The sequence below is a fragment of the Candidatus Shapirobacteria bacterium genome, from assembly GCA_041659325.1.
Lineage (GTDB): Bacteria > Patescibacteriota > Microgenomatia > UBA12405 > UBA12405 > JBAZYN01.
Map to the genome: position 1 here is coordinate 467,321 of JBAZYN010000001.1, position 14,193 is coordinate 481,513.

The window sequence follows — 14,193 nt, forward strand, 5'->3', positions numbered from 1 at the left end:
AGAATACCATACGGAAATTTTCACTTCAAACGGCCAATGAGATTTTTACCCGTCCCTACTTTGAGTCAAAAAAGGTCAGTCCGGCAAACACCGACTTGCCCAATATACTTTTGTAGCAAACAGTATTTTTGTCCCAAACCGAGCCGCCGGTTACTTGCGGGTTAAAATCAAGTGGATATCCCACCGGATTTGTCTCCTTCACATATATACTTCTCATCGGATAGCCGGAACAAACAGCCGTCCATTTTCCTGTTGAGTCTGTAGTGACCGTACCGCAAGTCCAATGCCTCCCCGAACATGAACCCATGTCAACCCGATGGACCAAAACCTTTGCCGAGGCCAACATTTTACCGGTCTTGTAGTTCTTGACATACCCGGAAACTGTTTTTCTCACCAACTCTTGTCGGGCAAGACATCTTACTAGTCCTGAATTATCAGTATTATAGGTATATTTCATCCCTGCCCCTTCCAAAGCAATTATATAACCGCCCGTTTGCACCTGTGCACAAACCTTACTTGTATTACAACCACAACAACTATCAGAAAAAGTGACACTCTTTGTACTTAATACATAAATTTCACTCGCAGAAAGCCCCAACTTAGAAGACATATTGGCAATACTATTTTTAATTGCCACTCCCTCATCCGCTCTCACATTCTCAGCCGGCTTCAGGCAAAAAACAAATAATGCCAAACATAAAACAGTTGCTACTTTTTTTATTGTCTTCATAATTTTGTACCAGATTATAACTCAACCACCAGACATTGTAAAGTATTATAAGATTAGCAAAATCCGTCTATCTCCCTTCCTTCCACTTCGACACGGAACTGGCCGATACTGAAGGCATTTTAAACATCATATCCGGCCGGTATCGGACCACTACTGCCGGACTGGTATTATTTTTTGCTCCATTACTATATCCTCTTGATAATCTTATATCCCCACCGGGGGAATAGAGTACGCCGTTAATCACCAGTTGATTAGGCGACTTTCCATCTGCCTCAAAACCCAAATCGGCCACATACACCCCATTTATTTCTTTCACCTCTGTATCAACACTAATTTTTCCCGAAACTACCATCATAAAAAAACCTGATTTCGGCATCATTTCTTCGGTAATATCCTCATCAATCACCAAATTCCCCTGAACGTATACAATTTCCTCTCCTTCGCTATATGGTCCAATATCATCTTCATAACTAAGGCTACTTCCCCTAAAAACCTTCCCCACAGAATACTTTTGATAATAATTATCCAGAAAATACTGGTATCCATATCTCTCACCGATTATATATAGCTCCTCCCCCCAGTCTTTGGGAAACCCGTATTTACACTCACTTCCACAGTCAGTGTCATTGTCGATGTTTGGCGCTGCCACCAGTCCATTATCTCCACTTACATCCCTTATTGTCATCGCAGCGACACATCCCATGCTCTTATCGTCAGCACACGTCTCGGGGATACTGTTTACAATTTCTATTCCGGCCGCTATGCCGCCGGCTGTCACTTGAAACCATGCCTCTTGATCTTCCGGTGTCGGAGTTGTTGGCACTCCGGGTACGAAGGTAGTCGCAGGGGAGGGGATTAAAGTTGGAAAGCCTCCCATCGGCGCCACCAACAAACAATATTCTCGACACTCCTCCGAATACAAGGCAACATTTTTACTGAAAGGCGGATTAGGGGCAGTTGCCTCCGGGAGTTCACTCTTACATCCGCCGTTTGAAATCCACAATCCGGCCGATGCGTTCATCAAACTTGTTGGTACCACCACCCTTCCTCTGCTCAAACAATCATATATCGCCACTCTCCAGTCACATCTGCATCTAAAGACTTCGCTATTATAATAATCACTCGCTATCTCCCCCCCGGGATCACACTCCGTCCGTGGTGGTCTTACATCCGTCCAAAAGTCTTCGCATCCGATAGTGCTGGTCTCCCGGTAAACACAATCTGCAGTAAAAGGCCCCACCCCGGCCGGATAAGGGTAGCAAGAGCCGGCATAGGCATCTTTCAAAAAGCCACTAAACATCGACATCAAAATCAAGATAAAACCAATCACATATCCATTCTACAACACTTACTCAGTTCCTATTGTCATCCCCACACTATTTGCCACTGTCAACCGTGCCATCGAGGGCGGACCATTTGGACCGACACATGTAATTCTATTTATTGCCCCAACACCCCAACTGCCGTCACATGCGCTAATCGCGTGTACCCAAATATCATACGTCCCTCCCGGTTCAAAAGTATAATATTTGTAAGTCGTACTCACATCCTCACAAACATCTCCCGGGTTGGTTGGGGTACATGCACTGTTAAAAGAACTTGGCGAATCATCAACCCTCAAAGGATAATAGTCAGCCCCGGCCACCGGATTCCAGGATATTCTATTTCCGGCCACATCACAGACTAGTCCGGCCGGATTGGCAACCGGCTCACAGGCTGAATCAGGGATTGGTGTCGCCGACGGGGCACAAGCCGCGCAATTCCACGACCCCCCTCCGTCTACATACATACAGACCAAGGGTGAATTCAGGCATTCCATGTGGCAACAATTTAATCCATAAACAGAATTCCCCCAATCTACATAACAAGACGATGCCGACACTTTTACCCCACAAACGCCACATGAAGCATCACATAGGGGATAGCCTGGTCCGGGAGTATTGGTGGGAGTAGGGGCTATTGTCCTCGTTGCTGTTGGCGCTCCCGGTACCGGAGTCCGGGTTGCCGTTGGCGTCGGAGTCCGGGTTGCTGTTGGCACTCCCGGTACCGGTGTCCGCGTTGCCGTTGGCGTCGGTGTCCGGGTTGCTGTTGGCACTCCCGGTACCGGTGTCCGCGTTGCCGTTGGCGTCGGTGTCCGGGTTGCTGCTAGCGTCGGTGTCCGGGTCGGAGTCGGAGTCACACAGGAAGCAGACGATATACAGCTCACCGTCCCGCTAAAGCTTTTCTTTCCGTCCCATCGGCTGCAATAAGTCCCATCATTCCTCAAAATTTGATTTGAAGGACAGCTCAAACTCACGCTAGGGCCCGATACCCAACCCGTATTGCAAGCCCCCAATCCACACCAATTTAATCCTGACCACCCGCACGATTCATTCCAAACACTGGTTTGGCAGGCAGGTGCGGGAGTCGACGTCGGCACCGCAACCGGGGTAGAAGTAGGCGGAGTTCCACAGCTTGTATTCTCTCCATTACACTGATCACTTCCTTCACCGGAAACTGTTTTACAAACATAACTGCTGTTACAAGTCCGCCGGCAACAAGAATCGCTATTTGTATAATTACACCCCCCCGCAGGGGTACAACACGACATATTACAAACTCCATGACTACTGTCGCAATTACAAGCCCCCTGGGCAAAAGTAGGACGTGGCGAAAACAAAACGGTACTCAACAAAAACAATAAATACAAAAAAACTATTTTCATATGTTAGGGGCTATCCGATTTATTTCTTAATTACTTTAACTTTATAATTATATTCTTTTGCTAGACCTTTGACTGAATAAGGAAACTCCCCTAGCTGCTCAAAACTCCTGGTCCACTCCTCCCCGGGCAATATCGTCCTCGGCCCCATAAGTTCAAACTCTACCGCCACCATGCTATCGGTTCCGTTTCTAAAGGTAACAAAATCATGAAATCCCAAAATTCTGGACTGATCTTCGGCCGAAAGGCCGTTTTCGCCGATAACAAACTCAAAAGTTTCCGCTTTTTTCGCCATCTCTTCTTGTTCTGGGGTATAAGTAGGTACTATCGCCTCCTTTTCTTTTGGGATAACTTGATTTCGGCTTTTATTACCGATTCCACCCTCTGCAACATATCTCATCCCCACCGATCCGACCAACACCAACACGCCCAAGATAAAAAATACCAATCCCAACGAAACCTTCGCCGTAGCTCCTCTTTTAAACAAATTATCAATCACAACTAAAGATTAAAGTATCCCCGCACCTATGTCAATCGAGGCGGGATCTTTCGATTCCCGCCTCGATTATCTACTTTAAATTCAACTTATCTTACGGACGCCTTCGTCTTGGCGCTCTGACAACCGGTTTGGCTGGAGGATTTTCTACCATAGAATCCCCTACAAACGATTCAGCTGCTCCACAGGATGGTTTTCCTCGCCACAGAGGAGTATCAAGCGGATATTCGGTCACTATCAGAAAAGTGCCGTCATCTAGCCTACCTAAAATTGTCTCTGTCGGGAAGACTCCAGGTCCGTCACCAATCTTAACTGTCTCTGTCGCCGAGGATCTAGGATCACCGCCAACCCAACTGAGTCCGGGTCTTGGTTGCCACGGAGCAGATGGATATGTATCGTCGATTCTACTCACTCTCACGGCTACCCCGCACCTATTAATAGTCCAATCACCAGAACCATTGACACTATAATTTTCCTGTATCGCTAGCTGTCTCTCTATGGGCAGTACCGGCAATACCACTCTGTTTTCCGTATCTCTGGACACACCCCCCTCTTCTGCCTTAGCAACACCACTAACTGCAGCCCCACCAGCACCAAGTAATAATGTCGCCAACCCCACCCTGGCAACATATTCTACAAACCCAACATGTCTTTTAGCAGATCCTTCATTATTTCTTCTAATATTTCTTTCCATTTATTTTTATTTAAAAAATAATTAATTAGCGAACAGACGTAATATAACAAATATTCTAGGACATGTCAATATCATATTTACTCTATCCTTGCATACAATCAATTATATCAAAAAATTTAAAATATTCATTATAAAATATTATACACACCAATTACACACGCCAAAAATCACTCCTCCCATTCTAAAAAAATCAACCCTAAAGAAATTTTCGCCTCCCCCCTATCTCTTTTTTTATCAACACCGCCGCCCCCGTCCGAAAAACATAAAGATTAACTCCTAGTCACAAATAAAGACTAATGAATTACTTCTCGTATGTCAATCGAGGCGGGATCTTTCGATTCCCGCCTCAATTAATTACTTAAATTCAAACCTACTCTGCAAACCCCACTTGCATTGCAAACGATTTACCTTGGTCCGCAAGTTGGTTCTCCCTGCGATAAATCAGTCCCACCCCTATATTCGATCACATATAATACGCCATCCTTTGTCATTGTCCCTACAGGTCTCCACTCATTGCCAAGGCGGCTCTTTCCTCCTGTAGCTTGCCACGGAGCATCCGGATAGTCGGGTGTTCTTGGGCCTTCACCTGGGACGGGAATCGGAGTCATTTGGGTACCTGTTCCACACTCGTCAACAAAAAAACGACCGGCATTACCATCTCTGGCTCTGACCATATAGTCTATTATTATTCCTAATCGTTCACCGAGAGATACTCTCGGCAATACCACTCCACTTTCCTTACCGGTTCTATACGCTTCACTAACCTCTGCCTGAGTAACGCGACCAATAGCAGCCCCACCAGCACCAAGTAATAATGTCGCCAACCCCACCCTGGCAACATTTTCTACAAGCCCAACATGTCTTTTAACGGGTTCTTCATTATTTCTTACAATATTTCTTTCCATTTATTTACTATTTAAAAAATAATTAATTAGCGAGCAACCGTAATATAACATATATTCTAGGACATATCAATATCATATTTACTCTATCCTTGCATACAATCAATTATATCAAAAATATTAAAATATTCATTATAAAATATTATACACACCAATTACACACGCCAAAAATCAATTTCTTATCTTTATTTCCGAGGAAAAGTATTTCGAAACAAAGTCACTCGGGCCACCGCCCGATAGGCCGGAGCTCAAATAAAATCCCACGCTCAAATCGACCACTTTTCCTGTCGATGGGGAAGTCGTCCCGCTGATAAAATTCCCGCAACCGCTCACCTCCACTTCTTCGCCGCTCAGCCGAACGGTATTCGCCGACACCGATGCAATTTGGCTATCTGCCGACTCCACACATTGAATTGTCGTCCCTATGCTCGACAAGGAAACCCAAGATTTATCCGCCGGGTCCAATTCGATTGTCTCTCCCGGAGCATTTATCACGTTTTTTCTGATTTCCGACAATACCCAAGCCCCATTCTGCTCCACCTTATCCGCCCAATTGATCCTGTTTTTCGCCTTAAAAGAATTAACCAAAACGGTAGTTATAGAAGTCAGGATAAACCCCATCACTGATACCACCACCACTATTTCAATCAAACTAAAACCCATCCTTTTAATCTCCCTTTCGTCAAAGGGAGATACCCCCACAATAGTGGGGGAGAGGGATTTTGCTTTTGACTCTTTTCTTCTCATATCCTCGAAAATACCCTATTTAACTTAAGTATCTGCATTTCCTTTGCCGTCCATTGAACTGTTACCGTTACAAGAACACAAGACGGACACTCCACAATAGAGCTATCAGAATTGTTGAAAACAATTGTATATGTATATCCCGGAAACTCTGTCAGTGTTTGCCATGTTGTCGTCGCATACACAAAGGGCGATTCAAAAAATCCCTCCGGGTCAGCTTCTCTGGCTTTCATCATTTTCTCCATTACCACCTCCGCCATCCGGCCTGCCGTCTTTCGGTCAAAACTTCTTGTCTTTGTAGAAACCGAAGACACCAACAGCACCACCACCCCCGAAAGCACCAGTACCACTATTGCTACCGAAAATATTAAATCAACCAGACTTTGACCAAAATTTTTATTATTCATTTATCAATCCCGAAGCAGAAACTCTAACCATCAACCCGCCTCCGCCGGGATCTTCCATCCGGCTCACATCACCGGCAAAAACAGTAAAACCCACTCCCGAATTTACCGGGCTACCGGAAGAATCCACCAGTTTTCCTTCATAAGAAGCAAACCTCAAACTTGTCCCGACCCCAATCATCACCCCCTCGGGAGAAATATCTTTACTAAAATATTGAGCCGCGCCAGCATCGTTTGGAAAAACCGAAACGTTTCCCTCGCTGTCAACAGAAAATGTTACATATTTCAAGTCCGCCACTCCGCTCATACTCTGCCCTGTCATGGCATAATTTCTTGCCATCCTCAGGCTGGTTATCAGCCCCTCCCGGGCTTCTTCAATTTTTTGAGTTGATCCGAATTTGTTCAAAGATACCACCCCCACCGTTATCACCAACCCCATTATTGTTATCGCCACCACTAACTCCACCAAAGTAAATCCCCGTGACCTCACGTTCATATATATAAATCTACCATATTACGTCATTACGATCCTGAGCCCGTCGAAGGAGTGACAATCTTTAAACCTGCGACTTTGTAGGAAAATCACCACAACCTTCGGTCTCGAAATAACGAGCAGTGTTCTCCTTACAGATTACAGATTACCAATTACTGATTACCAAATTTACGGCTGTGTCACCCGATAGTTACAATTTCCGGTCGTACACGATACCGCAGTCGCAATCGTTGTTCCTGTCTCCATCCTGGCATATAGAAAATAGGTGTAATTAGTCTGCCGGTCATAAACATAGGTATCGCTACTCGGCCCAACCGGGTAAGCCGACAAAAACCCTCCCGAAGTCAATACTGATATGCTTGAGTCATCAGGATATGTCGTCCCCACCTGTCTCACCACTTCCAGTGCCATTCTGATTCTCTCCAAATCGGCCTGCCTTCTCCCGTCCCTTGCCTTTCTATTCGTCGTTCCGAAACTCACCGTCGCAATCGCCGTAATTATTGCAATTATAGTTATCACCACAATCAATTCAATCAAACTGAAACCTAGTTTTTTTGTAGTGCCCCTCCTTTCGTCAAAGGAGGGGGTAGGGGTAGATTTAATTCTCATTGTTGATTCTTAACACAATAATGAGTCTTATTGCCAACCCCCGTAAAATTACAGCTAGCATTAATAGAATTTCCTGCAGTCGTATTTTCAAGCTGTGCGCATACGCAATAATCCGGTACACCAACAACAAAACCTCCGGTAACCGTATATGGTGTCACATTCTTGGGATCAACAGGCCAAGCCTGCAAAAAACCTCCGCTGATTAAACCACTACTAAAAGCAGCAACTGTTCCCACTGGTGGATACACTGAATTATTCATCAAATAATACTGCTCCGCCGCCGTCTGAATATTTTTCATATCCTGCATCCTTCTCGCATCCCGCCCTTTCTTTTGCGCGTTCGAATAAGACACCGTCGCAATCGCCGTAATTATTGCGATTATGGAAATTGTTATCAAAAGTTCAAACAAAGTAAAGCCTGTCTGCCGAAAGGCATGGCCATTTTTTATTTTTTTCATTTTATTTTGCGCACACAACAAATAATTTGTCTGTAGTTCCGGCAGCCAATCCGCATACTCCCGTATTCGCTCCGCAATCTATCTGGGATTTTATATCCTCATCGCCGCTTCCCGCGTCCAAACCCACACACAAATCAAAAGTCTCACCGGCCGCATCAACTGTATAAGTGCACCCAATCCCGCTCATCCCCGGAAGATAGCTAGCCAACGTGGCCGACAAACCTGCACAGGTAGAAAACCCAACCGGATACGATTGATGCTCGTTGTAGTACATTCTCAGGGCATTTTTAACTGCATTGAGATCAGAAATCCGCTGGGTATCTTTGGCCCTCTCTCTGGCTCCCATAAAATTCGGCAACAATATCGCCGTCAGGGTAGCAATAATCGAAATCGCCACCAAAAGCTCAATCAGGGTAAATCCAAGTTTTCCGTTTTTCATAATTAAATGTTAATAGATAGTTAAATCCGGATCCAACGGATCATTATTAACACTGGATATCGCAAAACAAAAAGCATTATTTCTCCCGCACGCAGTGTAAAGCAAGTCTCCGCTTCCGTCTTTAAGACACTCCGGATCATTGGTGTTTTCCAGGATTGTATACAAAGAAAACTTTTTTTGGTCAGGAGACACTACATAGCAATACTGAGTTGGGGATGGCAGTATATTTTCTTTTGGTACCACCTTCATATATGTATACCCGGTAAGATCTTTCAATTCCAATCCCCACAATACATTTAAGCCCCTCCCTCCCTCCAAATCAGTCGCTATCGGATATTTCCCATAATCGGCATAATACATCTGCAGGGCCTTGGCCACCGAGCTGATATCGGTCTTCCTTTGTGAATCGGCCGCCCTTTTCCTGGCCAAAGTAAACTGTGATGCCGTGATTATCGTCAATATCCCCATAATGGTTATTACCACCAAAAGCTCAATCAGGGTAAATCCATTTTTACTTATTTTTATCATTGCTACTTAATCATAACAGATTTGTTAACTCACTCTCGACAACCCAACGCCCCCCACCATTCCAGTCCTCCTCCGGGGCAAAGATCAATCTGGCAGTCAGTACTTGGCGCCCAATAACAATTTGCCCCCGAGCAATTGGCCTGTTTCCAATTGCCTTCGTCCAGAACCCTACAGGCGTAGTTACAGATATCACCACAGGATTCGGGATATACAGTTGTATCATACCAATTGGCATTTGGACTGGAAACTCCATAATTTACCGGCGAAGAGGTATATGCCCCTGCTCCCGATATACCCCCCCAGCCAACAGGAATATCCCGATCGGCCAAAAACTCTAAGTAAGCATACGCTCTATATTCATCCGGGCAGCTGCTACTGGAATCCACAATTATTTCATACGGGTCACCATCCGGATCGCACGGCCACGGAGTCAACCAGGGAGAAAATATAATTCCGCTATCACAATTTACCGGATTCTGTAATTCATCAACTTTCGCCTGGTTGGGATAGCATCCCTTGTCGTTGTAATATTCCTCAAACGCAGTCTTAATCCTCGACAAATCTTTTTTTCTCCTGGCATCCTTACCCTTATTAACCAGAGCAATTGGGTTAATAATCCCGATTATAATCACCGACATCAGGGCAATTATTGACATCACTATCAACAATTCCGTCAATGTAAAACCCGCAGACCAAATAGCATTCCCCTTCCTTCCCATAAATTACTCTAACATTTTTTGGACATAGAAACCAACGCTCCCGCTCCACCACCAGGCCACCAATGTCCCCAATATCAGAAACGGACCAAATGGTATGACTGATTTTCTTTTTACCTTTTTTACCGCCATCAATACCAATCCCACTATCGCTCCCGACACAAACGCCACATAAAAAGCCAGTACTGTCTTTTCGGGGCCTAGCAACAATCCCATAAACACCGCATACTTTACATCTCCCATCCCCATCCCTTTCCCCTTAGTTATCACGTGTAAAAACAGTAAAAATCCTGCCGCTCCAACCGCCGCTAATAAATAAGGGACTACATTTTTCTCATCAAAAAACACCCCGGCAAAGGCGATAACAATCAGTATTATCGTAGAAAAATCCGGCAATATCATGTATCTAAAATCAAACACCGCACTAAACACCAACATCGTGATTATTACCAACTCCAAAACAAAAAAAACGTTAAATTCGTAATTTGAAATTCGTAATTCGTAGTTAATTAAAAATAATATCCCCATTGTAATTTCTACAATAGGGTAGGAGACCGGTAAACTTTTGGCACAACATCTGGTTTTTCCGCCCTGCGTCAGCCACGAAATTATTGGCACATTCTCAAACCACCTCAACTGTCTTCCGCAATAATCACAATAACTCCTTTCTTGAGACTTTAGGACTTTTGGACTTTTAGACTTTAAGACTTTATATCGAACAGCAGTTCGATAAACTACCATATTCACAAAACTCCCAAAGCACGCCCCCAAGACAAAAATCGTTATCAAAAGCAACATTTCCATAATCTATTGTACTAATACCCCTCCTTTCCTCAAGGGAGGGATTAAGGGTGGATTTTTGCCCCTCCGTCATTACGAGGAGCAGTTATATAAGCGACGTGGTAATCGTTACAGAATTAAAATAGTCGAGTTGTTTCAGGATTACGAAGCCTGTCCCGAGAAACGAGGTATCGTTTCTCCTCGCAATGACAAACATTCTAACCCTCCCTTCGTCGAGGGAGGGAATAAAAGGGTGGGTTTGGCTTGAGGGTAGATTTAGATTTATCCCTCCCTTTTCAAGGGAGGGAAGGGTGGGTTTAACCTAAAACCCCGCCTTTCGGCGGGGTTAAATTCGTAATTCGTAATTACTAATTCCTGCCTGCCGGCAGGCATGGCGTAATTAACCTCACTACGGCACACACTTAAATAAGGATGTTGCCGGTGCAAGAAACGTCCACACCGCCGGATCAGGGTACCCAGCTACAAAGTCGGCAGGTACCACCGGAACCAAGCTAAAACCTACCATGTTATTTGCCGAATCAACAGCAGCTTCCGGTTTATAAAGGACCGTCGCACTGGTTCTATTCGATTTCGCTTTCGGTATATAACAAACATAAATAGAATTATGCCCTGATGCTGCATCTTTTTTGTCAACATAAAGCAAGTTCATTCCCGCCAGGTTAAAATTAGGATTTCCGGGAGCCAGTGACGTATAGCCCTTGCTTAAAAATGAGTCTTTCAGTTCGTCAGTACTTATCAACAGCCCGGCATTATTGTACAAAGTACAATCATCATTTGGAGTCGACGCGGCACCGCCGGTACAAAGGGCTGCCCCGGCCATAGTACTCCTTCCGAACCAGGCCGCATCTGAGGTGGTAATTGTCGCCGCACTATCAATATCAACCCACGGATAAGTCTGCTTAACAGTGTAGTACCTCTCATAAGCGTTCATTACTTCTGCCGCATCATTTTGCACTGTCGAATCTTTGGCTTTGTTTGATTGCTCAATCGGGTTAATGGTCGCTAATACTGCCACCGACAAAATGGCAATCAAGGCAATCACTATCAAAAGTTCCACCAGAGTAAAACCTCCCTGCCCGGGGCTTTTTCTTATCATATTTTTCGCTATCATTTTTTTATTAACTTTTTAACTTTATTCAGCCACAGGCTGATCCGCCTTTGGCGGAAACTTTATTAACTTTCTACATTCATTATTTACCACTAGAAAGATGATGTCAAGTTATAGATAGGCATAATCACGGCAATTACCAAAAATCCCACCCCGACTCCTAGCACTATCATAATCAACGGCTCAATTGCCGCCGTCAGGGACTTCACTGATTGCTCCGCCTCGGTGGAAAAATATTCTGCCACCCGAATCAACACTTCATCTAGCTTTCCGGTTGCTTCGCCTGTTGCCACCATTTGATTAACAATCATCGGAAATACCCCCGCGTCCTCAAAAGAATTGGAGATACTAAATCCTTTCTGCACTCTTTCCGAAATGTCAATATACGCCCGGTTGTACACCTCGTTTCCTGCCACCTTGGCCACAATCTTTAGCGCATCGACCAGTGATATACCTGCCGACAACAGCATCGACAAAGTCCTTATCGTATCCGCCAAAATTGTCTTTTCAATCAACGGTCCCATAATCGGTGCTTTCAATTTCAAGGTATCCAGTTTGAAACGGAATTCTGCGTTTTTCATTCCGACTCTGTATGCCGACACCGCCCCCACGGCAATTATGGGAAAAAGATACCAATTTTTTGCCATCCCATTCGACACTGCCATCAAAATCTGTGTAACCATCGGCAGCTTTGATCCCATATCCGCATATAACCCCAAAAGTTTGGGGATAACAAAAATCATCATAATAAAAGCCACAATAATCATGCCTATTACCACGATAATCGGATAAATCATTGCCCCTTTCACTTTTCCCTGAAACTCGTTTTGGTCCTCCAGTCCGTCCGCCAACTTGGTCAATATTTCCTGCAACACTCCTCCCGACTCACCGGCATCAATCGAGGCCACATAAGCCTCACCAAAAACATCCTGATATTTCTTTAACGAATCACCCAAAGACTGCCCGCCCCGCACCATCCCCAAGGTATATTCCAAAATATCAAACATCATCCCGTTTCCCGCCGTCTGATTTTTTAGAAGCGACAGGGCATCGGTCAGTGGTAAACCTGCCGTCATCATCGTCGACAGTTGCCGGGTAAAAGTAGACACTTGTTTTAGCCCCACTTTCCCCAAAAATTTTTTTGAATATTCATTTAAAATGTTTGGTCTGTCCATCTCCACCGACAGGGGAATTAGACCCGATCCTTTTACCGATTCGATCACTTGCACCCGATCATTTAATTCCAAAAACCCCTTGATTGTCTTGCCGCTCCAGTCTTTTGCCCTGTATAAAAACTTTGGCATATTTATGATTTCCTCAATCTGGTCTGCAATTCATCCGGTCGTAAACTATAACTCATCGCCACTTCCTCGGTCACCTTGCCCGTTTTTACCAATATAGCAAGTGATTGTTCCAGCGTTACCATCCCCAAATCCGATCCGGTCTGAATAATATTGTCGATCATAAAATTTTTCGACTCGCGGACAATATTTCTCACCGCCGGAGTAGCCACCAATATTTCAAACGCCGGAATCCGCCCGCCGTCAATTCCCGGAATCAGCCTCTCCGAAACCACGGCTGAAATAACCGATGCCAACTGAACCCTAATTTGATCTTTTGATCCCTCCGGGAACACATCAATAATTCTGTCCATGCTTTGGGCTGCCGAATTAGTGTGCAGAGTAGAAAACACCAAATGGCCGGTTTCCGCAATTGTCAGGGCCGATGAAATAGACTCCAGGTCCCTCATTTCGCCGGCAAATACCACGTTTGGATCCTGCCGAAGACAAGACTTTAGCGCCGCCTCAAAGCTCGAGGTGTCCGATCCCACTTCCCGCTGCGATATGGTTGCCTTGTCAGGCTTTATCAAATATTCTATCGGATCCTCGATGGTCACAATATGGCAATTTTTCTGGTGGTTAATTTCGTTCAAAATCGCTGCCACCGACGTTGACTTACCATGTCCTGTCGGTCCGGTCATCAAAACAAATCCCTGTTTCATATCGATAAAATTCCGGAAAAACATCGGTAGATTAAGTTTTTCAAAACTCGGAATTTCCGAAGACACCACCCGCAGGGAACAGGCAAGCGACCCCCTCTGATAATAAGCATTTACTCTAAACCTGGCCTCAACCGCGGCTAGCGAAAAATCAAGCTCTTTTTCCCGTACCAAACGCTCGAATTGGCTTTCGGTCATTATCGACCGGATTAGCTCGTTCATTAACTTATCGTCGGAAATATCAAAGTTCCCGATATTGGTCAGCTCTCCGTCAATCCTCAGCTTCGGGTGAGTCCCCACCAACAAATGGATATCCGATGCCTTATTAGCCACCGCCAAACTCAACAATTCTTTTAATTTTATATTCATAT

The 14,193-nt window shown here is 44.8% G+C and carries 18 protein-coding genes; all 18 read right to left on the reverse strand.

Going from position 1 to position 14,193, the window contains the following annotated elements; genetic code table 11:
- Positions 1–55: 55 nt before the first annotated feature.
- Positions 56–730 (reverse strand): hypothetical protein, encoded by a 675-nt coding sequence (locus tag WC841_02525; protein ID MFA5828209.1) that lies wholly within the window; start codon positions 728–730, stop codon positions 56–58.
- A gap of 67 nt (positions 731–797) precedes the next feature.
- The gene (locus WC841_02530; protein ID MFA5828210.1) at positions 798–2,060 is read right to left on the reverse strand and encodes a hypothetical protein; all 1,263 of its coding nucleotides are present in this window, start codon (positions 2,058–2,060) and stop codon (positions 798–800) included.
- Between the two features lie 18 nt (positions 2,061–2,078).
- Positions 2,079–3,434, reverse strand: a complete 1,356-nt coding sequence (locus WC841_02535) for a hypothetical protein (GenBank protein ID MFA5828211.1) — start codon at positions 3,432–3,434, stop codon at positions 2,079–2,081.
- A gap of 19 nt (positions 3,435–3,453) precedes the next feature.
- Positions 3,454–3,930: a hypothetical protein gene (locus tag WC841_02540; protein MFA5828212.1), complete on the reverse strand. Its 477-nt coding sequence runs from the start codon at positions 3,928–3,930 to the stop codon at positions 3,454–3,456.
- A 91-nt stretch (positions 3,931–4,021) separates the two neighbouring features.
- The gene (locus WC841_02545; GenBank protein MFA5828213.1) at positions 4,022–4,621 is read right to left on the reverse strand and encodes a hypothetical protein; all 600 of its coding nucleotides are present in this window, start codon (positions 4,619–4,621) and stop codon (positions 4,022–4,024) included.
- A gap of 404 nt (positions 4,622–5,025) precedes the next feature.
- Positions 5,026–5,526, reverse strand: coding sequence for a hypothetical protein (locus WC841_02550; GenBank protein ID MFA5828214.1), 501 nt, complete (start codon positions 5,524–5,526; stop codon positions 5,026–5,028).
- Positions 5,527–5,694: 168 nt separating this feature from the next.
- Positions 5,695–6,270 carry a type II secretion system protein gene (locus WC841_02555; GenBank protein ID MFA5828215.1) on the reverse strand — a complete coding sequence of 192 codons (576 nt, stop codon included), beginning with the start codon at positions 6,268–6,270 and terminating at the stop codon, positions 5,695–5,697.
- Entirely contained in the window at positions 6,267–6,674 is a 408-nt protein-coding gene (locus WC841_02560; protein ID MFA5828216.1) for a hypothetical protein, read from the reverse strand. The genes WC841_02555 and WC841_02560 overlap by 4 nt, the downstream gene beginning before the upstream one ends.
- The gene (locus WC841_02565) at positions 6,667–7,167 is read right to left on the reverse strand and encodes a type II secretion system protein (protein ID MFA5828217.1); all 501 of its coding nucleotides are present in this window, start codon (positions 7,165–7,167) and stop codon (positions 6,667–6,669) included. The genes WC841_02560 and WC841_02565 overlap by 8 nt, the downstream gene beginning before the upstream one ends.
- A gap of 165 nt (positions 7,168–7,332) precedes the next feature.
- Positions 7,333–7,773, reverse strand: coding sequence for a prepilin-type N-terminal cleavage/methylation domain-containing protein (locus WC841_02570; protein MFA5828218.1), 441 nt, complete (start codon positions 7,771–7,773; stop codon positions 7,333–7,335).
- Complete coding sequence (locus tag WC841_02575; GenBank protein MFA5828219.1) at positions 7,770–8,231, reverse strand: prepilin-type N-terminal cleavage/methylation domain-containing protein; 462 nt, start codon at positions 8,229–8,231, stop codon at positions 7,770–7,772. The genes WC841_02570 and WC841_02575 overlap by 4 nt, the downstream gene beginning before the upstream one ends.
- Before the next feature lies 1 nt (position 8,232).
- Positions 8,233–8,670: a type II secretion system protein gene (locus WC841_02580; protein ID MFA5828220.1), complete on the reverse strand. Its 438-nt coding sequence runs from the start codon at positions 8,668–8,670 to the stop codon at positions 8,233–8,235.
- 9 nt (positions 8,671–8,679) lie between these two features.
- Positions 8,680–9,198: a prepilin-type N-terminal cleavage/methylation domain-containing protein gene (locus WC841_02585; GenBank protein ID MFA5828221.1), complete on the reverse strand. Its 519-nt coding sequence runs from the start codon at positions 9,196–9,198 to the stop codon at positions 8,680–8,682.
- Between the two features lie 29 nt (positions 9,199–9,227).
- On the reverse strand, positions 9,228–9,917 hold the full coding sequence (locus WC841_02590) for a prepilin-type N-terminal cleavage/methylation domain-containing protein (GenBank protein MFA5828222.1): 690 nt from the start codon (positions 9,915–9,917) through the stop codon (positions 9,228–9,230).
- Positions 9,918–9,920: 3 nt separating this feature from the next.
- Positions 9,921–10,718: an A24 family peptidase gene (locus tag WC841_02595; protein ID MFA5828223.1), complete on the reverse strand. Its 798-nt coding sequence runs from the start codon at positions 10,716–10,718 to the stop codon at positions 9,921–9,923.
- A gap of 385 nt (positions 10,719–11,103) precedes the next feature.
- Complete coding sequence (locus WC841_02600; protein ID MFA5828224.1) at positions 11,104–11,811, reverse strand: prepilin-type N-terminal cleavage/methylation domain-containing protein; 708 nt, start codon at positions 11,809–11,811, stop codon at positions 11,104–11,106.
- A 104-nt stretch (positions 11,812–11,915) separates the two neighbouring features.
- Positions 11,916–13,127: a type II secretion system F family protein gene (locus WC841_02605; GenBank protein ID MFA5828225.1), complete on the reverse strand. Its 1,212-nt coding sequence runs from the start codon at positions 13,125–13,127 to the stop codon at positions 11,916–11,918.
- Between the two features lie 2 nt (positions 13,128–13,129).
- Entirely contained in the window at positions 13,130–14,191 is a 1,062-nt protein-coding gene (locus WC841_02610) for a type IV pilus twitching motility protein PilT (protein MFA5828226.1), read from the reverse strand.
- Positions 14,192–14,193: the final 2 nt, after the last annotated feature.